Consider the following 20,235-nt stretch of genomic DNA (forward strand, 5'->3'; position numbering starts at 1 on the left):
CGGGGTCCCGGTCCACAAGGGAGGATGCCCCGTCGATGCGATCGATAACGCCCCGGACGGAACCGTCGACCGCTAGTCTGATCGAGGTGACCAGCGGCACATTCACGAGGCATGGCACAGAAGGCGACTTGCGGGTCGGTTGCGAACTCGTGAAAAACGCCGACGAGAATTGGCCGACCGCTTCGCGGCCATTTTCCGAGGTCATCGGCGTGCACCCGGCCCGGAATCGGGATGATTTTCGCATTTCACCGGCCAGAAGTGCCCTTGTTCCGCCGGTCGAGAACAGCTAGAAGAAACACAGTCTGAACACATGTCGTATAAACTTCGCGCACAAGGCAGAAGGTTGGCGCCCACGGTTCGAGCGATCCAGCCGGGAGGTGGCGTGCGGCACTCCTCGCCCCCGTCTCCCGGGCTCGGCCCCCGGCCCCTGTCTCTCTGACCTTCGCGAGCTGACAGCGCCGTCCGCCCCGCCACGCCCCGCCCTCGCGCCACTGTGCCTTCGAATGAGAGGCGACCCACCATGCCGCTGCATGTTCCCCCGGCTCCCGCGCCCGCACTGCGTTCCGTCCTCACCGCGCTCTCCTCACCGACCGCGGTCCGCGAAGCCCGAACTCCCTCTCTGCTCGTCACCCAGGGACCCGCCTCACCCGAGCTGCCCCTTCCCGTGCACGTCCTGGACCGGACCACCCCCGACGGCGGGACCGCGACCCGGCTGGCCGGCTGGCGTTTCCTGATCCGCACCGGCGACCGCGCGGTGGCCGCCGCGGACACCGTGCTCACCGCCGACGGCTGGACGTTCTCCCGCTTCTTCGAGGGCCCCTACATCACCTCCACCGAGCTCGCGCTGCGCCAGGCCGAGGCCATGGCACAGCCGTACCAGCCCCGGCTGCTGTCGGTGCCGGGCCTCTACATGCTGGCGCTCTGGCTGCACGGCGATCCCAGCGCGGACGGCGCCACCGGGCACCCGGCCGCCGACGATCTGCTCGTCCCGCTCGCCCCGGCGCCGCCCGGCATCGCGGCCCACCGCCCGCACCGGTTCACCGACCTGCTCCCGGTCCTGACGCACCGGGTGACACCGACCCGCCTGCTCGGCTCGCCCGCCTGAGGGTCCACCGTGTGCCCCGCCGCCCGGACCTCCGACGCGGCGGGGCACACACGTCTTCCGGAAGGACTAGCCCCATCCGGCCACGGCGAACCACCCGAAGTGACAGTGCAGTTGAGATGAACCGTCCGCGCGGGTGACGCGTCCTCAAGCTGTGAGGAGCGGTGCCGCGAAATCCCTGCGGATCCCCGCCCATGGGGCAACACTGGTTTCCGACCGACCTATCACAACGGGGGGCGGCCATGAACGAAGCTTCACGCCGCGGAACTGAAACGACAGCCGACTCACAGGTCACCACAGAGCGAGAGATCCCACCCATGTGCCAGCACCAGCCACCGTGCCCCTCAGCAGACTCCGCCGACCGGGAATCCGCCCGTCTCGTGGCGCACCACCCGGAGCAGGGCTGGAGCCTGCTGTGCAACGGTGTCGTGTTCTTCGAGGACACCGGTGAACTCCTGCCCGACGGCAGGATCATCGCCCCGCAGCGTCCCCGGGGCGCCAGCCTGACCACCGCCTGAGCACGACCGGGCGGAACGGGGCCCGCCCGGGGTGACGAGGGGCCGGACGCAGGACCTCCTGCGCGCCGGCCCCGACGCGTGTCCGGGGTCGATCACCCACCGTAGCCCGGCGCATGGGAGGGGTGACCGGCCGGCCCCTCCGGCAAGAGTCCGCCCCGCGACGCCTTCCCACGGGCGCCCGCTTTCCGGAAGACTCCTGGAAGTTTCGCGGGTTTCGTCACGGAGGTGGGGCAAGTGGCAGCACATGGGGCCGACACCGGGGGCAGAGTCACGATCACGGAGATCGCCCGGCAGGCCGGCGTCTCCGTGCCGACCGTCTCCCGCGTGGTCAACGGCCGCTCCGACGTCTCCCCGGGGACCCGCGCCCGGGTCGAGGACCTGCTGCGCCGTCACGGCTACCGCAAGCGCCCCAGCTCCTCCGCCTCGCGTGCGGTCCTGCTCGACCTGGTCTTCAACGACCTCGGCAGCCCCTGGGCGGTGGAGATCATCCGCGGTGTCGAGGAGGCCGCCCACACGGCCGGGGCTGGCACGGTGGTGTCGGCGATCCACGGGCGTTCCGGCGACGCCCGGGAGTGGACGCGCAATCTGCGGGCGCGCGCGTCCGACGGCGTCATCCTCGTGACCTCCGCGATGAACACACTGCACGAGGAGTTGCAGATCCTGGGCGTCCCGCTGGTGGTCGTGGACCCGGCCGGCTCCCCCGCCGTGGACGTGCCGACCATCGGCGCCGCCAACTGGTCGGGCGGCATGGCCGCGACCGAACACCTGCTGGCCCTGGGACACCGCAGGATCGGGCTGATCGCCGGGCCGTCGCGCCTGCTCTGCGCACGCGCGCGGCTCGACGGCTACCGGGCGGCGCTCGAGGGCTCCGGCATCACGCTCGACCCCTCGCTGATCGTCCCCGGCGACTTCCGCCCGGAGGCCGGCTTCGCGGGCTGCAACGCCCTGCTGGACCTGCCGGAGCCGCCGACCGCGGTGTTCGCGGCGAGCGACCAGATGGCACTGGGGGCGATCGAGGCGCTGCGCGGCCGGGGGCTCAGGGTCCCGGAGGACATGAGCGTGGTCGGCTTCGACGACCTCCCGGAGGTCCGGTGGTCGGCGCCGCCGCTGACCACCGTCCGGCAGCCCCTGGCCGACATGGGCAAGCTCGCCGTCCGTACGGTGCTCCGTCTCGCCCACGGCGAACAGCCGGACTCCCCGCGTGTGGAACTGGGCACGGACCTCGTCGCCCGGGCGAGCACGGCCGCTCCCGCCGCACGGGGCTGAGACGCCTCAGGCACCACCTATCGTGACCGGCATGCAGTCCTACACGATCGGCCAGGCAGCGAGGCTGCTCGGCGTGAGCCCGGACACCGCCCGCCGCTGGGCGGACGCGGGACGTCTCACCACCCACCGCGACGACGGCGGACGCCGGCTCGTCGACGGGCGGGACCTGGCGGCGTTCTCCGTCGAACTCGCCAGGGCCGGCGCCGTCGAGGAGGGCGCTTCGTACACCTCCGCCCGCAACGCCTTCCCCGGCATCGTCACCGCGATCAAGCTCGGCGACGTCGCCGCCCAGGTCGAGATCCAGGCCGGCCCGCACCGCCTCGTCTCGCTGCTCACCCGGGAGGCCGTCGAGGAGCTGGGGCTGGAGGTCGGCGTGGAGGCCACGGCCCGCGTGAAGTCGACGAACGTCCATATCGACCGCACCTGACGGCGGCAGCACACCTGTGTGAACGCACATGCGCACCCCTTGGCTTCTTTTCCTGGCTCATGCGAAGAGACAGGGGGCGAATGCCTGGCAGATGCGCCAGTATGATCGGCGTATCGGGAGGGCTCTGCGGGCTCTTCCTCCGGCCCACCCAGGGAGTGCTCCGCGATGACTCGTTCCCCGCACCGGACACGCCGGACCCGTCGGACCGCCGGCGCCGGGGCGGTCGCCGCCGTACTGGCGCTGAGCGCCTGCTCCGCCTCCGGCTCGGAGCCGTCCCCGGATTCCACCGGGGACGGCCTCACCGGCACGGTCACCGTCTTCGCGGCCGCCTCGCTGAAGGAGAGCTTCACGACGCTGGGCGAGCGGTTCGAGAAGGAGCACCCGGGGACCCAGGTCACCTTCAACTTCGGCGGCAGCGACGGTCTGGCCGCCGGTATCAGCAGCGGCGCCCCGGCCGACGTCTTCGCCGCGGCCAGCGCGAAGACGATGCGGCTCGTCACGGACGAGGGGCTCGCGGCGGGCAGCCCGAGCACGTTCGTCCGCAACCGGCTGGAGATCGCCACCGCACCGGGCAACCCGCACGCGATCGACTCCCTGGAGGACCTGACCGCGTCCGGCCTCAAGGTCGTGCTGTGCGACGAGACGGTGCCCTGCGGAGCCGCCGCGCGGACCGCCCTCGCCGCCGGCGGCGTCGAGCTGGAGCCGGTCTCGTACGAGCAGGACGTCAAGAGCGCCCTGACGAAGGTCCGGCTGAAGGAGGCCGACGCCGCCCTCGTGTACCGCACGGATGTGAAGGCGGCCGGTGACAAGGTGGAGGGCGTGGAATTCCCGGAGTCCGCCGAGGCCGTCAACGACTATCCGATCGCCCGGCTCGAGAACGCGCCCAATCCGTCGGCGGCGAAGGCGTTCGTGGCGCTGGTGAAGTCCGCCGAGGGCCGGCGGGTCCTGGGCGAGGCGGGGTTCCTGAAGCCATGACCGACGGCCAGGAAGCCCCCCGGAAGGCACGCCCCCGCGCCCCCGGCCGCGGTGTCCCCCTCGCCCTCCTCGCGCCCGCCCTGCTGGGCCTGGCGTTCCTCCTGGTGCCCCTCCTCGCCCTCCTCCTGCGCGCCCCCTGGCGGGACCTCCCCGAGCAGCTGACCAGCCCCGAGGTGTGGGAGGCGCTGCGCCTGTCACTGCTGTGCGCCACGACGGCGACCGCGCTGAGCCTGGTCGTCGGCGTTCCGCTGGCCTGGCTGCTGGCCCGTACGGACTTCCCCGGCCGGGGCCTGGTCCGCGCCCTGGTGACGCTCCCGCTGGTGCTGCCCCCGGTGGTGGGCGGTGTCGCCCTGCTGCTCGCCCTGGGCCGCAACGGCGTCGTCGGCCAGTGGCTGGACGCGTGGTTCGGCATCACCCTGCCCTTCACCACCACGGGCGTCGTCCTCGCCGAGACGTTCGTGGCGATGCCGTTCCTCGTCATCAGCGTCGAGGGCACGCTGCGCGCCGCCGACCCGCGCTACGAGGAGGCTGCCACCACCCTGGGCGCCTCCCGCTTCACCGCGTTCCGCCGGGTCACGCTGCCGCTGATCGCTCCCGGCGTCGCGGCCGGTGCCGTGCTGGCCTGGGCGCGGGCCCTCGGGGAGTTCGGGGCGACGATCACCTTCGCCGGCAACTTCCCCGGCCGCACCCAGACCATGCCGCTCGCGGTCTACCTCGCCCTGCAGAACGACCCGGCCGCCGCCATCGCCCTCAGCCTGGTCCTGCTGGCGGTGTCCATCGCCGTACTGGCCGGGCTGCGGGACCGCTGGATGAGGACCGTCTGACACCATGCCGAAGAATCCCGGGGCCGTGCCCGACGCCGCCGCCGAGGGCCTGGACGCGCACCTCGTCGTGGACCGCGGCTCCTTCCGCCTGGACGTCGCGCTGACCGCCGCGCCCGGTGACGTCGTCGCCCTGCTGGGCCCGAACGGCGCCGGCAAGACCACCGCCCTGCGCGCCCTCGCGGGCCTCGCTCCCCTCGCCGGCGGGCATCTGCGGCTGGACGGCGTGGATCTGCGCCGTACACCGCCGGAGTCGCGCCCGGTGGGTGTCGTCTTCCAGGACTATCTGCTCTTCCCGCACCTGACCGCCCTCGACAACGTGGCCTTCGGACCGCGCTGCCGGGGCGCCGGCAAGGCGGAGGCACGCGCACAGGCCGCCGAGTGGCTCGACCGCATGGGGCTGGCCGGACACGCGGCTGCCAAGCCCCGGCGGCTGTCCGGCGGCCAGGCCCAGCGCGTGGCCCTCGCCCGCGCCCTGGCCACCCGTCCCCGGCTGCTGCTCCTGGACGAACCGCTCGCCGCCCTGGACGCCCGCACCCGGCTGGAGGTGCGCGCGCAGCTCCGCCGCCATCTGGCCGCGTTCGAGGCCGTCGCCGTCCTGGTCACGCACGACCCGCTGGACGCCATGGTGCTCGCCGACCGGCTGGTCGTCGTGGAGCAGGGCCGGATCGTGCAGGAGGGCACGCCCTCCGACATCGCCCGCCACCCGCGCACCGAGTACATCGCCCAGCTGGTCGGCCTCAACCTGTACCGCGGGCAGGCCGACGGCCACACGGTGCTGCTCGACGCGGGCCCCGCCGTGAGCACCACGGAGGACCTCTCCGGGCCCGCCTTCGTGGCGTTCCCGCCCGGCGCCGTCACCCTGTACCGGGACCGGCCGACCGGCTCCAGCGCCCGCAACCTCTGGCGCTGCGAGGTCGCCGGTCTGGAGACCCACGGTGACCAGATCCGCGCGGAGCTCACCGGCGAACTCGCGCTGGCCGCCGACCTCACCACGGTCGCCGCGGCCGAACTCGACCTGCATCCGGGCGCGACGGTCTGGGCGGCGGTCAAGGCGACTCAGACGCACGCGTACCCGGCGTAGCCGCACACGCCGAAGGGGGCCCCTCCGACAAGGGCCCCCTTCGGCGTGTGTCAGTCCTCGTACGCGTCCAGCGGCGGGCAGGAGCAGACCAGGTTGCGGTCGCCGAAGGCCTGGTCGATGCGGCGCACCGGCGGCCAGTACTTGTCGGCGGCGCTCACCCCGGCCGGGAAGACGGCCTCCTCGCGGGCGTACGCGTGGTCCCACTCCCCGCCGAGCGCGGCGGCGGTGTGCGGGGCGTTGCGGAGCGGGTTGTCGTCCGCGGGCCACTCACCGGAGCCGACCTTCTCGATCTCCGCGCGGATCGCGATCATCGCCTCGCAGAACCGGTCGAGTTCGGTGAGGTCCTCGGACTCGGTGGGCTCGATCATCAGCGTGCCGGCCACCGGGAACGACATCGTCGGCGCGTGGAAGCCGTAGTCGATCAGCCGCTTGGCCACGTCGTCCACGCTGACGCCGGTCGCCTTGGTCAGCGGGCGCAGGTCGATGATGCACTCGTGCGCGACCAGCCCGCCGGGGCCGGTGTAGAGCACCGGGTAGTGCGGCTCCAGGCGCTTGGCGATGTAGTTGGCGCTGAGCACGGCCACCTGGGTGGCCCGCTTCAGGCCCTCGCCGCCCATGAGACGGACGTACGCCCAGGAGATGGGCAGGATGCCCGCCGAGCCCCACGGCGCCGCCGAGATCGGGCCCACGCCGGTCTCCGGGCCGGCCTCCGGCTGGAGCGGGTGGTTCGGCAGGTACGGCGCGAGGTGCGCCCGTACGCCAACCGGGCCGACGCCGGGGCCGCCGCCGCCGTGCGGGATGCAGAAGGTCTTGTGCAGGTTCAGGTGCGAGACGTCGCCGCCGAAGTGGCCCGGCTTGGCCAGACCCACCAGGGCGTTGAGGTTGGCGCCGTCCACGTACACCTGGCCGCCGGCCTCGTGCACCTCGGCGCAGATGTCGGCGACGTGCTCCTCGAACACGCCGTGCGTCGAGGGGTAGGTGATCATCAGCACGGACAGCTCGTCGCGGTACTGCGCGATCTTCGCCCGCAGGTCCGCGACGTCGATCTCGCCGTCGTCGGACGTCTTGACGACGACGACCTTCATGCCGGCCATCACGGCGCTGGCGGCGTTGGTGCCGTGCGCGGAGGACGGGATGAGGCAGACGGTGCGCTGCTCGTCGCCGTTGGCCCGGTGGTAGCCGCGCACGGCGAGGAGACCGGCCAGCTCGCCCTGGGAGCCGGCGTTGGGCTGGAGGGACACCTTGTCGTAGCCGGTGACCTCGGCGAGACGTTCCTCCAGCTCGTGGATGAGCGTGAGGTAGCCCTGGGCCTGCTCGGCGGGCGCGAAGGGGTGCAGCTGACCGAACTCGGGCCAGGTGACCGGCTCCATCTCGGTGGTCGCGTTGAGCTTCATGGTGCAGGAGCCCAGCGGGATCATGCCGCGGTCCAGCGCGTAGTCGCGGTCGGAGAGCCGGCGCAGGTAGCGCAGCATCGCGGTCTCGGAGCGGTGCTGCTGGAAGACGGGGTGGGTCAGGTACTCGTCGTTGCGCAGCAGGGCGTCGGGCAGCGTGTCCCGCGCGGCCGCGTCCAGGGTCTCGATGTCGCCCTCGACGCCGAAGGCGCTCCACACGGCGCTCAGCCGCTCCCGGGTGGTGGTCTCGTCGCAGGCGATCGAGACGTGGTCGGCGTCGACGAGACGCAGGTTGACGCCGTTGTCGCGGGCGGCGGCGACGACCTCTGCGGCCCGCCCGGCGACGCGCACGGTCAGCGTGTCGAAGTAGGAGCCGTGCACGATCTCGGCCCCGCCGGCCCGCAGGCCCTCGGCGAGGACGGTGGCGTACCGGTGGGTGCGCCGGGCGATCAGCCGCAGTCCCTCCGGGCCGTGGTAGACGGCGTACATGCCGGCCATGACGGCGAGCAGCACCTGGGCGGTGCAGATGTTGCTGGTGGCCTTCTCGCGGCGGATGTGCTGCTCACGGGTCTGCAGGGCGAGGCGGTAGGCCTTGTGCCCGTCCGCGTCGACGGAGACGCCGACGAGCCGCCCGGGCAGGCTGCGCGCCATCTTCTCCTGCACGGCCATGTAGCCGGCGTGCGGCCCGCCGAAGCCCATCGGCACACCGAAGCGCTGCGTGGTGCCGACCGCGATGTCCGCGCCCAGCTCACCGGGCGACTTCAGCAGCGCGAGGGCGAGCAGATCGGCGGCGACGGTGACGAGCGCGCCCAGCTCGTGCGCCTGGTCGATCACCGGCTTGATGTCGCGCACGGCACCGGAGGCGCCCGGGTACTGGATCAGTACGCCGTTGATCTCGCGCCCGGCGACCTCGGCGGGGATGCCCTCGCTCAGGTCGGCGACGACGACCTCGACGCCGGTCGGCTCGGCACGGGTCTCGATCACCGCGATGGTCTGCGGCAGCGCGTCCGCGTCGACCAGGAACAGGCCCTTCTTGTTCTTGCCCATGCGCCGCGACAGCGCCATCGCCTCGGCGGCGGCGGTGCCCTCGTCGAGCAGCGAGGCGCCCGAGGTCGGCAGGCCGGTGAGTTCGGCGACCACGGTCTGGAAGTTCAGCAGCGCCTCGAGCCGCCCCTGGGAGATCTCCGGCTGGTACGGCGTGTACGCCGTGTACCAGGCGGGGTTCTCCATCACGTTGCGCAGGATGACGGGCGGGGTGAAGGTGCCGTAGTACCCGAGTCCGATCATGGAGCCGAGCACCTCGTTGCGGTCGGCCAGGGAACGCAGCTCGGCCAGCACCTCGGCCTCGCTCCGGGCACCCGGCAGGTCCAGCGCGTCGGCGTTCTTGATGACGTCCGGCACGGCGGCGGCCGTCAGCTCGTCCAGCGAGCCGTAGCCGACCTGCGCGAGCATCTTGGCCCGGGCCTCGTGGTCGGGGCCGATGTGGCGCTGCTCGAAGGGGATTCCCTGTTCGAGCTCGGAGAGCGGAGTGCGAGGGGCGGTCATTGAGGAGGCCTCCTGGTCCGACGACCTTCGAGGGGCACCACGGCGCGGGTGCCCGGACGGCCTCCCCCTCTGTCATCTCAACCTGAGAGCTTCACCGGACGGCCCGAAGGCGCCCGACTTTCACCGTCGGTGAGAGCGGAAGCCGTCGACACCCGCTCTGCTTTCCAGAGTGACCTCGTCCGTGCGGTACGTGTGCCTGAGAGATTCCGGGGAGGATTTGCTCCTTCGGCGCCCCCGATGGTGTCCGGAGGGCTCTCCCGCACGGGGTCAGCAGCCGTCTGCCAGCGTACCAGCGAGCACCCCACCAGAACTTTCGAGTGGCCGTCCAGCCGATTGTGCCGTTCTGTAGTGCTTACGGATGAGTTTGCGACCAGTGGAGGGCCTGTGCAGACCGACATCGATCCGCGCCACCTGATCGGCCGCAAGGCGTTCGACCGCAACGGAAACCGGATCGGCACCATCGACGAGATCTACCTCGACGACGCCACCGGCGTACCGGAGTGGGCGGCGATACGCACCGGCCTGTTCAGCAGGGACGCCTTCGTCCCCCTGGAACCCAGCGACCTCGTCGACGGCGCCCTCCACGTCCCCTTCGAACGCGCCCTCATCAAGGACGCCCCCGACTTCGGCGTGGGCCGCCATCTCTCCCCCGAACAGGAACTCCAGCTCTACCACCACTACGGCCTGGACCTCGCCGCTCCCCCGCCCCTCCCGGACCGCGACTTCGGCAAACTCGCCGGGAACGACAAGCCGGCCTGATCCGCCCCGCTCACCGGCTCTCCGCCCGCGTCCCTCCACCGGCCCCCGCGCCCTCGTCCTCCCCTGGTCTCCGGGACACCAGCGGCAGCGGATCCGCCGGTTGCAGAGCCGGATCGTCGACGCGGAAGGTCTTCACCCGGCCCGGCTCCGAGTCGGGTGTCTCGAAGCGCGCCGTGACCCGGCCCAGCCCGCTGCCCTGCACCCATCCGTGCCCGTACACGGCGTGCCGTACGTCGTGCCCCGCCGGCCAGCGCCGCTCGGCGGGCGTCTCCTGCTCCGGCGCGGGCGCGGCCTCGGCCTCCTCGTGCGGGAGGTCGTCGGCGGGGACGCCCGCGGCCTGCGCGAACAGGTCCTCCTGCGTGTAGTCGGCCAGCCCGCTGACCCCGACGCCCAGCAGCCGCACCCCGCCCGTCGTGTCGACCGAGTCCAGCAGCCGCGCGGCCGCCTCCCGCACCACCGCCGGATCGTCCGTGGGGCCCCGCAGCGTCTCGGACCGGGTGAGGGTCGAGAAGTCGTACCGGCGCACCTTCAGCACGATGGTCCGCCCCGACAGGCCCGCCTCCCGCAGCCTGCGCACGCACCGGTCCGCGAGCCGCCGCACCTCCGTCCCCACCCGCACCCGGTCGTGGATGTCCACGTCGTACGTGTCCTCGACCGACACCGACTTGGTCTCCCGCTCAGCCACCACGGGCCGCTCGTCCCGGGCCAGCGCCATCGCGAACAGCGCGTGGCCGTGGGCCTTGCCCAGCAGCCGTACGAGCTCGTCCTCCCCGGCCTCGGCGAGCTCGTCGACCGTGTGGATCCCCGCCCGCCGCAGATGGTCACCGGTCGCCGGCCCGACGCCCGGCAGGGTGCGGACCGGCAGCGGCCCCAGCAGGGCCCGCTCCGTGCCCGGCTCGATCAGCACCAGTCCGTCCGGCTTCGCCTGCTCCGAGGCGATCTTCGCCAGCATCTTGGAGGCCGCGAGCCCCACCGACCCGGTGAGCCCCGTGACCGCCCGTATGTCCGCGCGCAGCTTCGCCCCGGCCAGCCGCGCCGACCGCTCGTCCCAGGCCGCGCCGCCGGCCTCCAGGTCCACGAACGCCTCGTCCAGGCTCAGCGGCTCCACCAGCGGTGACAGGGCCCGCAGCAACCCCATCACCTGCTCGCTGATCGACCGGTAGAGAGCGAACCTCGGCACCAGGTACGCGGCGTTCGGCGCGCGTCGCCGGGCCTGCGCCATGGGCATCGCCGAGTGGACGCCGAAGACCCGTGCCTCGTACGAGGCGGTGGCCACCACACCCCGCGGCCCGAGCCCGCCCACGACGACCGCCTTCCCGCGCAGGCTCGGCTTGGACGCCTGCTCCACCGAGGCGAAGAAGGCGTCCATGTCGAGATGCAGGATCGTGGGCGCGGATCTCACGTCTCCGATGCTGCCCTACGCCACTGACAACGGCCGTTCCCGGGCGAGACCGGACGGCCTCAGACCGCCTTGTTCCGCCGCCGCGCCAGCTCGTCCATCGGGTTGTGCCCGACCAGGGTCTCCCCGGTGTCGACGCGCTCCCCGTGCAGCTGGGACAGCGCGCTCTCCACGTCCCGCCACACCACGCCCACGGCGATGCCGAAGACGCCCTGGCCGCCCTGGAGCAGGGCGTGCACCTCGTCGGGCGAGGTGCACTCGTAGACCGTGGCCCCGTCGCTCATCAGCGTCATGCGCTCCAGGTCGCTGAAGCCGCGCTCGCTCAGATGCCGGACCGCGGTACGGATGTTCTGCAGGGAGACGCCCGTGTCCAGGAACCGCTTGACGATCTTCAGCACGACGACGTCGCGGAAGCTGTACAGCCGCTGCGTGCCCGATCCGTGGGCCGGCCGTACGCTCGGCTCGACCAGGCCCGTACGGGCCCAGTAGTCGAGCTGCCGGTAGGTGATGCCGGCGGCGGCGCAGGCCGTGGGCCCCCGGTAGCCGATCTGCTCGGACGCCATGGATGTCGCCCCTCTGCTGCTCGGCACAGCCGTCGGTCGCTGCGGAGCCTGATCGATCGCGCCGCCGTGCGCGGGATGCCCCCCGCTCGGACGGAACCGGGAGCTCTGGGGAGGGTACGGCCCGCTCGCCCCGAAACCTCGTCCGGGGGCACCCCCAGCCGTACCGTCGCCGCTGCTTCTCACGCCGACCTCCGTCCTTGACCTGCCTCCTCGAAGGTAGGCAGTCACCAAGGGTGCGTCAACGATCGCCACACTCGGCACGCCGAGTGATAATCACCCTAAGAGTGGTTTCCCGTACCTCGCCGCGGGGAAAGGCTAGCCGAATGCCCTCGGCGCGAGCCCCGGCGGCCGACCGGGCCGACGGCCGCCGGCCTCCCTCACTGGTTGCTGGTTCCGAAGTCCTCCGGCGAGATCTGGTCGAGGAACTCGCGGAACTTCTCCACCTCGTCCTCCTGCTCGTCCGGGATGGCGATCCCGGCGTCGTCGAGCACCGTGTCACTGCCGTAGATCGGCGTACCCGTGCGCAGGGCCAGCGCTATGGCGTCGGAGGGGCGGGCACTCACCTCGACCCCGCTGGCGAACACCAGCTCCGCGTAGAAGACGCCTTCGCGCAGATCGGTGATGCGTACTTCCGTGAGCTCCTGTCCGACGGCTTCCAGCACGTCCTTGAACAGGTCGTGGGTCAGCGGCCGTGCGGGTGCCATGCCCTGCTGCGCGAAGGCGATGGCCGTCGCCTCCCCCGGTCCGATCCAGATGGGGAGGTAGCGGTCGCCACCCACTTCACGCAACAGCACGATCGGTTGGTTGGAGGGCATCTCGACCCGGACACCTACGACATCGAGCTCGTTCACACAGCAACCCTAGGCCGTGCCCGGGACGTTTGGGTAGTCGGGCAGGGAACGGGTGGCCGATCCGGGCTCCCGCACCGCTCCGTCTCAGGGCAGCCGTATCCCGAGCGCCGCCTGCACCAGCGCCGCGTGCAGCTTCACCGTGAGCCCCGCCAGCTCCTTCGTACGCGCCTGCGCGTGTGCCCTGGTCTGCGGGTTCCGGTGGCGCTTCAGCGGGGCGACCACCTGGTCCACCAGACCGGCCTCACGGTCGGCGGCGGCCTTCATCGCCCTCAGATGACGCGGCTCGATCCCGAACCGCCCCAGCTCGGTGATGAGCCCGGCGACGGTGACCGACTCGGCGTCGTACAGGCCGTCCTCGACCGGGGCGAGCAACCCGTACGACTCCCACTCGGCGAGCGTCCGCTCCTCGATTCCGGCCGCCGCCAGCAGCCGGCCGCGCCCGATACGCGCCGCCGTGGCCCCCTCGGCGGCGGACTCCTGAGCGGTGTCCCCGTCCCCCGGACGGCCCAGCACCGGCAGCTGGACGGCCTCGCCGCGCTCCATGGCGTCGAGGTGCTCGCGGATCACCTTGAGCGGCAGGTAGTGATCGCGCTGCATGCGCAGCACATGGCCGAGGCGCTCGACGTCCCCGGCACTGAACTTGCGGTACCCCGACGGGGTCCGCTGCGGCTCGATCAGCCCCTCCGACTCCAGGAAGCGGATCTTGGAGATGGTGACCTCGGGGAACTCCTCGCGCAGCACGCTCAGCACCGTGCCGATGCTCATCAGTCCGGTGCCCGCGGCGGCGGCGCCGTCGCCGGCACCGCCGCTCGGTGTCTGAACCATGAACCTTCCCTGGGGTCCCCCGGACGGATCCGGGGTGGTCAGTAGCCCCGCTGGCTCGCGTAGAAGACCAGCCGGTACTTGCCGATCTGCACCTCGTCGCCGTTGGACAGGGCGACCTGGTCGATCCGCTCCCGGTTGACGTACGTGCCGTTCAGGCTGCCCACGTCGGCCACCGTGAAGGAGCCGTCCGGGCCGCGCCGGAACTCCACGTGCCGGCGGGAGACCGTCACGTCGTCCAGGAAGATGTCGCTCTGCGGGTGACGCCCGGCCGTGGTCAGGTCGCCGTCCAGCAGGAAGCGGCTGCCCGAGTTCGGTCCGCGGCGCACGACCAGGAGCGCGGAGCCCATCGGCAGCGCGTCGACGGCCGCCTGCGCCTCGGGAGAGAGCATCGGCGTCGGCGTCTGGCCGGTGGCCTCGGCGTCGTAGGCCTCGAGACCGGAGATCGAGATCGTGGACGTCGTCTCCGAGGGGCGCTCCGGGGTGACTCCGGGCCTCAGCGGCGCGCCGCAGTTGGAGCAGAAGCGGCTGTTCTCCGCGTTGCGGTTGCCGCACCTCGTACACACCAGGGCCGACATGGACGGATCCTCCTGCCGCGGCTGCCCCCCGGGGGCGTGGGACGCGTACGGGTCGGAGAACCCTCCACCCGTACCTGAGGTCGACGGTTGCCCGAAACCTATGCCGCCCGACTGTGCGGGGTCAACGGACGGCGCACCCTGACCCACCTGGTCCCGGTACAGCGGACGCTGACCTTCCGCCTCAGGCTGTGCGCGATGACGAGCGGTCGCGTTGTCGCTGCCCTCTCGCCGCGCGCTCTTGCCGAACAACTTCGCAAACAACTTCACGGGCGATTCCCCTTGACCGAAACAGACCCGCCCGTGGGGCAGGACGAACCCTGACTGAACACATTGGCCGACCCGGACATCTTCACAACGTCCGCCTCCGCCAGACAGTTTCCACCACGCACCACCCATTCGGTGCGCCGACCCCCCGCAACCTCATGCCCTCGCCGGACGCCTCGCATGCACCTCCGGTTCACTGGGAGGACGACCGAGCGTAGTCAGGCCGCTTCACCACCCGCAAGGCATCCACGACGATCTTGGTCGACCGCTCCACGGTAACGGTGGCCTGTTCCTTCTCGAGAGTCTGCACCACGCCTCCGGGGATGTTGAGCGCCGGCTCGAGGTCCTGCGGCTTGCCGATGACCTTGAAACGATAGGGCGTGGTGATCTTGTTCCCGTCCACGCCGACACCGTTACCGGAGTCCGTCAGGTAGGTGCCCGCCACCACCCGCACATCGTTCACCTGGATCGCCTCGGCACCGGCCGCGCGCAGCTCCTGGATGGCGTCGAGCAGCATGTCCGCCTCGACCGTCCCCTTCGTGTCCTCGATGGTCATCGTGATCCCGGGCCCCTGCGCGGCCACGGTGCCCGCCAGCACGCCGAGTTGCCGTTCCTTCTCGATCGTCTGCTTGCGGGCCTCCTCGGCCTGGTCGGAGCTGTTCTCCAGCTCGTCGCGCTGCTTCTCGAGTCCCTGCTTCTCGTCCTCAAGACGCTCTGTGCGGTCGTCCAGTTCATCGAGGATGCGCACAAGATCTTCCTGACGTGCCCCGCGCAGCGCGCTGTCGCTGTCGCTGTTCGACGCCACCTGGACGGCCAGGCCGAAACCGAGGCCGAACAGCAGCAGGGCGACGATGAGTTGGGCCCGGGTCACCCGCGGCGGCCACAGCCCCTTCACCAGCCGCTGCCGGCCGGTCAGGCCGGGCGGGGGCTTCGGAACGGCCCCCTCCGCGGGTGCGGACGCCTGCGTGGGCACTCCGGCGGGTACCTCCGCCGGAAGTTCCCTGCGCAGGCCGGCCGCGGGCGAGGCGTCCGGAGCGGGCCTCGGCGGGGACACCGCCGGGCGTGTCGTCTCGTTGTGCTCGTGCTCACTCATCGGCCTCACGCCCGGAACACATGCCGGCGGATCGCCGCGGCGTTGGAGAAGATGCGGATGCCGAGGACCACCACGACGCCCGTCGACAGCTGGGCGCCCACGCCGAGCTTGTCGCCGAGGAACACGATCAGGGCGGCGACGACGACGTTCGACAGGAACGACACCACGAACACCTTGTCGTCGAAGATGCCGTCGAGCATGGCCCGCAGCCCTCCGAACACGGCGTCGAGCGCCGCGACGACGGCGATCGGCAGGTAAGGCTCGACGACCGCCGGAACCTCGGGCCGGACCAACAGTCCGGCCACGACTCCCACGACGAGGCCCAGTACGGCGATCACGATGTGCCCTTCTCGGTTATCGGCTGTGCGGTACGTACGATCACACTCGGTGCGGCGGGCAGCCGGACGTCGTCCTCCACGGAGATGGCCGTCCGGATCCCGTAGTTCTCTTGCAGGGCATGCAGATACAGCCCGTCAGCGCTGTTCTGGAACCGGTCGCTCAGTTTCCCGCCGTCCCCCACCGCGAGCACCGTGTACGGCGGCACCAGCGGCCTGTTGTCGACCAGTATCGCGTCTCCCGCGGCCCTGATCGCCGACAGGGCGGTCAGCCGCTGCCCGTTGATGGAGACGGCCTCGGCGCCGGACTCCCACAGACCGTTGACCACACGCTGCATGTCGCGGTCGCGGACCCGCCCGGTGTCGGAGAAGCCGGTGGTCGCCCGCGGGCCGCCGTCGCCGCCCGTACTCGCGTCCTTGGCGTCGTTCACCACGAGCCGCACGCCGGGCCCGTGCACCGCGACGGCGCCGGACAGGATGCCCACCAGCGCGGACCGGTCGCCCCCGCTGTCCCGGAGCGCCTCGCGCTGTCGCGCGCTCACGTCCGCACGCAGTTCGTCGACGCTGTCCTCGAGCTCGTCCGCGGCCTCGGTCTCCTGGTCGATCCGGTCGATCAGTTCCTCGCGCTCCTTGGCGACGACGGGAGCCTCGACCCGGGCCTGCGCGGCCCCGACCGTCACGATCAGGGCGGCGAACACCAGGCCGACGGCGAGCCCCAGCTTCGCCCTGAGGGTCTTCGGCATGCCGCCCTCGCCGGCGGTCTTCCTCCGCGCCGCGGCCTCGGCGTATCCGTCGTCGAGGCTGTGGTCCATGACGTTGGTGAGCAACGACATGGAGGCGTCCGGGCGCGCGGGCCGCGCGGGTGTGCTCCGAACGGGGGGTTGCTGCGGCATGCCGCACATCGTCGCACGCCGCGACCACTACCTCCGAACGGACCTACCGGCGTGCCGGACAGGCCCCGTTGGGGACACTTGTCCGGCACGCACGCGTACCGCTCGTTCTACCGCTCGCGCCGGCCGCTCACCGGCCCGCGCTGTCCACGACCGCGGACCACTCGTCGAGCAGGGCCTGTGCGGAGGCGTCGTCGGGGCCCTCGGCCCACAGATGGGTGACCGCCTCGGCCGGGTCGGGCAGCACCATCACCCAGCGGCCGTCGGTCTCCACCACCCGCACGCCGTCGGTGGTGTCCACGAACCGGTCTCCGGCCGCCTCCACGACCCGCCGCATCACCAGGCCCTTGACGGCCCACGGGGTCGCCAGGTCCCGCTTGAGCACATGTGCCCGCGGGATGCGCGCGTCGATCTGGCTGAGCGTGAGCTGGGTGCGCGCCACCAGCCCGATGAGCCGCACGAAGGCCGCGGTGCCGTCGTAGACACTGCTGAACTCCGGGACGATGAAGCCGCCCTTGCCGTCACCGCCGAAGATCGTCCCTTCCTCGCCGCCCACGCGTGTGAGGTCGTCGGGCGAGGTGGTCGTCCACTCGACCTGCGTGCCGTGGTAGGCCGCGACCTGCTCGGCGATCCTGGTGGTGGTCACCGGGAGCGCCACCCGGCCGCTGCGCCGCTCGGAGGCGATGAGGTCGAGCATCACGAGGAGCGACCGGTCGTCCTCGATGATCCGCCCCTTCTCGTCGACGAGGGACAGCCGCTCACCGACGGGGTCGAACCGTACGCCGAAGGCGGCACCGGAGGACGCCACGATCTCCCCGAGCCGGACCAGCCCCGAGCGCCGCATGTCGGCCGTCTCGGTCGGCCTGGACTCGTCGAGACCGGGGTTGATGGTCAGCGAGTCGACGCCCAGCTTGCCGAGCAGGCTCGGCAGCACCAGGCCGGCACTGCCGTTGGAGGCGTCGACGACCACCTTGAGTCCGGACTCCGCGATACCGGTGATGTCGACGTTGCGCAGCAGCGAGCCCGTGTACGAGTCGAAGACGCTCGCCGGGAAGTGCAGGTCCCCGATCTCCCCGGGAAACGCGCGCCGGTACTCCTGCCGCGCGAACACCCGGTCCAGCTTCCGCTGGCTGCCCTGGGAGAGGTCGGCGCCCTGTCCGTCGAAGAACATGATGTCGACGGAGTCCGGCACACCGGGCGTGGTCCGGATCATGATGCCGCCCGCACTGCCCCGCGCGGTCTGCTGCCGCGCCACGGGCAGCGGCACGTTCTCCAGGTCCCGTACGTCGATGGCGCTGGCCTGCAGTGCGGAGATGACCGCCCGTTTCAGCGCACGGGCACCACGGGAGTGGTCGCGGGCCGTGGTGACGGTCGAGCCCTTCTTCAGCGTCGTCGCGTACGCGCCGGCCAGCCGCACCGCGAGTTCCGGTGTGATCTCGACGTTCAGGATCCCGGACACGCCCCGGGCCCCGAAGAGGTGCGCCTGTCCTCTGGACTCCCAGATCACCGAGGTGTTGACGAACGCGCCCGCCTCGATGGTCTTGAACGGGTAGACCCGCACATTGCCCTGGACGATCGATTCCTCACCGATCAGGCACTCGTCACCGATGACGGCACCGTCCTCGATCCGTGCCGCGCGCATGATGTCGGTGTTCTTGCCGACGACACAGCCCCGCAGATTGCTGTGCGGTCCGACGTACACGTTGTCGTGGACGACGGCCTTGTGCAGGAAGGCGCCGCTCTTCACGACGACGTTGGACCCCACGACCGTGTGTTCGCGGATCTCCGCGCCGGCCTCGACCTTGGCGTAGTCGCCGATGTAGAGGGGTCCGCGCAGCACGGCGTCGGGGTGCACTTCGGCTCCCTCGGCGACCCAGACGCCGGGGGAGATCTCGAAGCCGTCGATGTCGACGTCGACCTTGCCCTCCAGGACGTCGGCCTGCGCCTTCACATAGCTCTCGTGTGTGCCGACGTCCTCCCAGTAGCCCTCGGCGACATAGCCGTAGACGGGCTTGCCTTCCTTCATCAACTGCGGGAAGACGTCACCGGACCAGTCGACGGGCACATCGGGTTCGACGTAGTCGAAGACCTCGGGCTCCATGACGTAGATGCCGGTGTTCACCGTGTCGGAGAAGACCTGCCCCCAGGTCGGCTTCTCGAGGAAGCGCTCGACCTTGCCTTCCTCGTCCACGATGGTGATGCCGAATTCCAGCGGATTGGGGACGCGGGTCAGGCAGACCGTGACCAGGGCGCCCTTTTCCTTGTGGAAATTGATCAGATCCGTGAGATCGAAGTCGGTGAGGGCATCGCCGGAGATGACGAGGAAAGCGTCGTCCTTCAGTGCCTCCTCGGCGTTCTTCACGCTCCCGGCGGTACCGAGTGGCTTCTCCTCATTGGCATAGGTGAGCTCCATTCCGAGCTCTTCGCCATCGCCGAAGTAGTTCTTGACGAGCGACGCAAGGAACTGGACGGTCACAACGGTTTCGTTGAGCCCATGCTTTTTGAGCAACCGCAGAACATGCTCCATGATCGGCCTGTTGGCCACCGGCAGGAGCGGCTTGGGCATGCTTGAGGTCATGGGGCGAAGGCGGGTGCCTTCACCCCCGGCCATCACGACGGCCTTCATGTCGGAAGCGTCCTCCTCGAAGAGACGACGGTCTAGCCGACTTCACCCACCAGGATTGTCCCGCACTTTTCCACTGCGAGCCATCGCACCACCTTGTGCGTGCCAATCAGCGAGTTCAATCGGCTACGGCGTCCGCACGAACCAGGCGGCGGACTTGAACCACATAGAGCACTCCTGCCCACCAATACAGAGTTGTACCCCATCCGGCGAACGCCCAGCCGAAAATAGCAGCGAGTGACGAGATCCAGCCAGTTCCGTCACTGAGCAGGAGCAGTGGGAAGGCATACATCAGGTTGAAGGTAGCGGCCTTGCCCAGGAAGTTCACCTGCGGCGGCGGATAGCCGTGTCGCCGGAGGATGCCCACCATGACCAGGAGAACCAGCTCACGCGCCAGCAGAACGACGGTCAGCCAGAGCGGCAGGATCTCGCGCCAGGTGAGGCCGACCAGCGTCGAGAGAATGTAGAGCCGGTCGGCGGCGGGGTCGAGCAGCCGGCCGAGGCTGCTGATCTGGTTCCACCGTCGCGCCAGCTTGCCGTCCAGGTAGTCGCTGACGCCGCTGAAGGCCAGCACCAAGAGGGCCCAGCCGTCGCTCTTCGGGCCGCCGAACTCCGGCCTGAGGATCAGCCACAGGAACAGCGGTACGCCAACGAGCCGTGCCATGCTGAGCATGTTCGGGATGGTGAGGACGCGGTCTGTCTGGACCCGCGTCTCCTGGACCTCCACCCGGGATCCTCCTGTGGGAAACGTGTCGGTGATGCCCCGACCTTACCTCAACGCAAAAAAGCTCTGGCTCTTGGGCTGTACGCCCAAGAGCCAGAGCTCTAAAAGGAGTTCGGCGGCGTCCTACTCTCCCACAGGGTCCCCCCTGCAGTACCATCGGCGCTGTAAGGCTTAGCTTCCGGGTTCGGAATGTAACCGGGCGTTT

19 protein-coding genes, 1 rRNA gene and 1 riboswitch are annotated in these 20,235 nt (G+C 70.9%); of the genes, 8 read left to right on the forward strand and 12 right to left on the reverse strand.

Translation table 11 applies throughout. From position 1 onward, the window contains the following. The first annotated feature begins 520 nt into the window (after window positions 1–520). The 7 genes from ACZ62B_RS34135 (at window position 521) to ACZ62B_RS34165 (ending at window position 6,193) form a co-directional block, all read left to right on the forward strand. On the forward strand, window positions 521–1,105 hold the full coding sequence (locus tag ACZ62B_RS34135) for a hypothetical protein (protein WP_344561679.1): 585 nt from the start codon (window positions 521–523) through the stop codon (window positions 1,103–1,105). Window positions 1,106–1,419: 314 nt separating this feature from the next. Beyond that, window positions 1,420–1,620 (forward strand): DUF5999 family protein, encoded by a 201-nt coding sequence (locus ACZ62B_RS34140; protein WP_073934577.1) that lies wholly within the window; start codon window positions 1,420–1,422, stop codon window positions 1,618–1,620. A 234-nt stretch (window positions 1,621–1,854) separates the two neighbouring features. After that, window positions 1,855–2,886: a LacI family DNA-binding transcriptional regulator gene (locus ACZ62B_RS34145; RefSeq protein WP_344561678.1), complete on the forward strand. Its 1,032-nt coding sequence runs from the start codon at window positions 1,855–1,857 to the stop codon at window positions 2,884–2,886. A 31-nt stretch (window positions 2,887–2,917) separates the two neighbouring features. Beyond that, the gene (locus tag ACZ62B_RS34150) at window positions 2,918–3,313 is read left to right on the forward strand and encodes a TOBE domain-containing protein (protein WP_344561677.1); all 396 of its coding nucleotides are present in this window, start codon (window positions 2,918–2,920) and stop codon (window positions 3,311–3,313) included. A gap of 165 nt (window positions 3,314–3,478) precedes the next feature. Beyond that, window positions 3,479–4,288: a molybdate ABC transporter substrate-binding protein gene (gene modA / locus ACZ62B_RS34155; RefSeq protein ID WP_469693292.1), complete on the forward strand. Its 810-nt coding sequence runs from the start codon at window positions 3,479–3,481 to the stop codon at window positions 4,286–4,288. Continuing rightward, window positions 4,285–5,112, forward strand: a complete 828-nt coding sequence (locus ACZ62B_RS34160; protein ID WP_344561673.1) for an ABC transporter permease — start codon at window positions 4,285–4,287, stop codon at window positions 5,110–5,112. Before modA ends, ACZ62B_RS34160 begins: the two co-directional genes overlap by 4 nt. 4 nt (window positions 5,113–5,116) lie before the next feature. Continuing rightward, window positions 5,117–6,193 carry an ABC transporter ATP-binding protein gene (locus ACZ62B_RS34165; RefSeq protein ID WP_469693294.1) on the forward strand — a complete coding sequence of 359 codons (1,077 nt, stop codon included), beginning with the start codon at window positions 5,117–5,119 and terminating at the stop codon, window positions 6,191–6,193. Window positions 6,194–6,243: 50 nt separating this feature from the next. On the opposite strand, the gene gcvP is transcribed toward ACZ62B_RS34165, so the two are convergent. Next, on the reverse strand, window positions 6,244–9,129 hold the full coding sequence (gene gcvP, locus ACZ62B_RS34170; RefSeq protein ID WP_468725312.1) for an aminomethyl-transferring glycine dehydrogenase: 2,886 nt from the start codon (window positions 9,127–9,129) through the stop codon (window positions 6,244–6,246). Window positions 9,130–9,303: 174 nt separating this feature from the next. Further along, window positions 9,304–9,399, reverse strand: a riboswitch (glycine riboswitch). A gap of 114 nt (window positions 9,400–9,513) precedes the next feature. On the opposite strand from gcvP, the gene ACZ62B_RS34175 reads away from it, so the two are divergent. After that, entirely contained in the window at window positions 9,514–9,888 is a 375-nt protein-coding gene (locus ACZ62B_RS34175) for a PRC-barrel domain-containing protein (protein WP_344561667.1), read from the forward strand. Between the two features lie 10 nt (window positions 9,889–9,898). Here ACZ62B_RS34175 and ACZ62B_RS34180 read toward each other — a convergent pair whose 3' ends face one another. The 11 genes from ACZ62B_RS34180 to rrf all read right to left on the reverse strand — a co-directional run. After that, complete coding sequence (locus tag ACZ62B_RS34180; RefSeq protein WP_344561665.1) at window positions 9,899–11,290, reverse strand: DNA polymerase IV; 1,392 nt, start codon at window positions 11,288–11,290, stop codon at window positions 9,899–9,901. Between the two features lie 59 nt (window positions 11,291–11,349). Next, window positions 11,350–12,033, reverse strand: a complete 684-nt coding sequence (locus ACZ62B_RS34185) for a MerR family transcriptional regulator (protein ID WP_344561663.1) — start codon at window positions 12,031–12,033, stop codon at window positions 11,350–11,352. A 194-nt stretch (window positions 12,034–12,227) separates the two neighbouring features. Continuing rightward, a complete protein-coding gene (locus ACZ62B_RS34190; RefSeq protein ID WP_004934251.1) occupies window positions 12,228–12,701 on the reverse strand; it encodes a bifunctional nuclease family protein in 474 nt (157 codons plus the stop codon). 84 nt (window positions 12,702–12,785) lie between these two features. Then, window positions 12,786–13,526 carry a transcriptional regulator FtsR gene (gene ftsR / locus ACZ62B_RS34195; RefSeq protein WP_468725307.1) on the reverse strand — a complete coding sequence of 247 codons (741 nt, stop codon included), beginning with the start codon at window positions 13,524–13,526 and terminating at the stop codon, window positions 12,786–12,788. A 38-nt stretch (window positions 13,527–13,564) separates the two neighbouring features. After that, a complete protein-coding gene (locus tag ACZ62B_RS34200) occupies window positions 13,565–14,497 on the reverse strand; it encodes an FHA domain-containing protein (RefSeq protein ID WP_344561659.1) in 933 nt (310 codons plus the stop codon). Between the two features lie 61 nt (window positions 14,498–14,558). Beyond that, on the reverse strand, window positions 14,559–15,458 hold the full coding sequence (locus ACZ62B_RS34205; protein ID WP_344561657.1) for a DUF881 domain-containing protein: 900 nt from the start codon (window positions 15,456–15,458) through the stop codon (window positions 14,559–14,561). A 5-nt stretch (window positions 15,459–15,463) separates the two neighbouring features. Further along, the gene (locus tag ACZ62B_RS34210) at window positions 15,464–15,796 is read right to left on the reverse strand and encodes a small basic family protein (RefSeq protein ID WP_003988855.1); all 333 of its coding nucleotides are present in this window, start codon (window positions 15,794–15,796) and stop codon (window positions 15,464–15,466) included. Then, the gene (locus ACZ62B_RS34215; RefSeq protein WP_344561655.1) at window positions 15,793–16,686 is read right to left on the reverse strand and encodes a DUF881 domain-containing protein; all 894 of its coding nucleotides are present in this window, start codon (window positions 16,684–16,686) and stop codon (window positions 15,793–15,795) included. The genes ACZ62B_RS34210 and ACZ62B_RS34215 overlap by 4 nt, the downstream gene beginning before the upstream one ends. A 127-nt stretch (window positions 16,687–16,813) precedes the next feature. Then, a complete protein-coding gene (locus ACZ62B_RS34220) occupies window positions 16,814–19,309 on the reverse strand; it encodes a mannose-1-phosphate guanyltransferase (RefSeq protein ID WP_344561653.1) in 2,496 nt (831 codons plus the stop codon). A 115-nt stretch (window positions 19,310–19,424) separates the two neighbouring features. Next, window positions 19,425–20,033 (reverse strand): CDP-alcohol phosphatidyltransferase family protein, encoded by a 609-nt coding sequence (locus ACZ62B_RS34225; RefSeq protein ID WP_344561651.1) that lies wholly within the window; start codon window positions 20,031–20,033, stop codon window positions 19,425–19,427. Between the two features lie 107 nt (window positions 20,034–20,140). Then, window positions 20,141–20,235 (reverse strand): 5S ribosomal RNA (gene rrf, locus ACZ62B_RS34230); the annotation flags it as partial.

The organism is Streptomyces sp. NPDC053426 (assembly GCF_055585405.1).

What these genes read in the sequence shown, in the direction of transcription:
- ACZ62B_RS34135 (WP_344561679.1), top strand. Translation starts at nt 521, where the DNA reads ATGCCGCTGCATGTTCCCCCGGCTCCCGCGCCCGCACTGCGTTCCGTC.
- ACZ62B_RS34165 (WP_469693294.1), top strand. Translation starts at nt 5,117, where the DNA reads ATGCCGAAGAATCCCGGGGCCGTGCCCGACGCCGCCGCCGAGGGCCTG.
- ACZ62B_RS34150 (WP_344561677.1), top strand. Translation starts at nt 2,918, where the DNA reads ATGCAGTCCTACACGATCGGCCAGGCAGCGAGGCTGCTCGGCGTGAGC.
- gcvP (WP_468725312.1), bottom strand. Translation starts at nt 9,129, where the DNA reads ATGACCGCCCCTCGCACTCCGCTCTCCGAGCTCGAACAGGGAATCCCC.
- ACZ62B_RS34160 (WP_344561673.1), top strand. Translation starts at nt 4,285, where the DNA reads ATGACCGACGGCCAGGAAGCCCCCCGGAAGGCACGCCCCCGCGCCCCC.
- ACZ62B_RS34205 (WP_344561657.1), bottom strand. Translation starts at nt 15,458, where the DNA reads ATGAGTGAGCACGAGCACAACGAGACGACACGCCCGGCGGTGTCCCCG.
- ACZ62B_RS34220 (WP_344561653.1), bottom strand. Translation starts at nt 19,309, where the DNA reads ATGAAGGCCGTCGTGATGGCCGGGGGTGAAGGCACCCGCCTTCGCCCC.
- modA (WP_469693292.1), top strand. Translation starts at nt 3,479, where the DNA reads ATGACTCGTTCCCCGCACCGGACACGCCGGACCCGTCGGACCGCCGGC.
- ACZ62B_RS34140 (WP_073934577.1), top strand. Translation starts at nt 1,420, where the DNA reads ATGTGCCAGCACCAGCCACCGTGCCCCTCAGCAGACTCCGCCGACCGG.
- ACZ62B_RS34215 (WP_344561655.1), bottom strand. Translation starts at nt 16,686, where the DNA reads ATGCCGCAGCAACCCCCCGTTCGGAGCACACCCGCGCGGCCCGCGCGC.
- ACZ62B_RS34200 (WP_344561659.1), bottom strand. Translation starts at nt 14,497, where the DNA reads ATGGGTGGTGCGTGGTGGAAACTGTCTGGCGGAGGCGGACGTTGTGAA.
- ftsR (WP_468725307.1), bottom strand. Translation starts at nt 13,526, where the DNA reads ATGGTTCAGACACCGAGCGGCGGTGCCGGCGACGGCGCCGCCGCCGCG.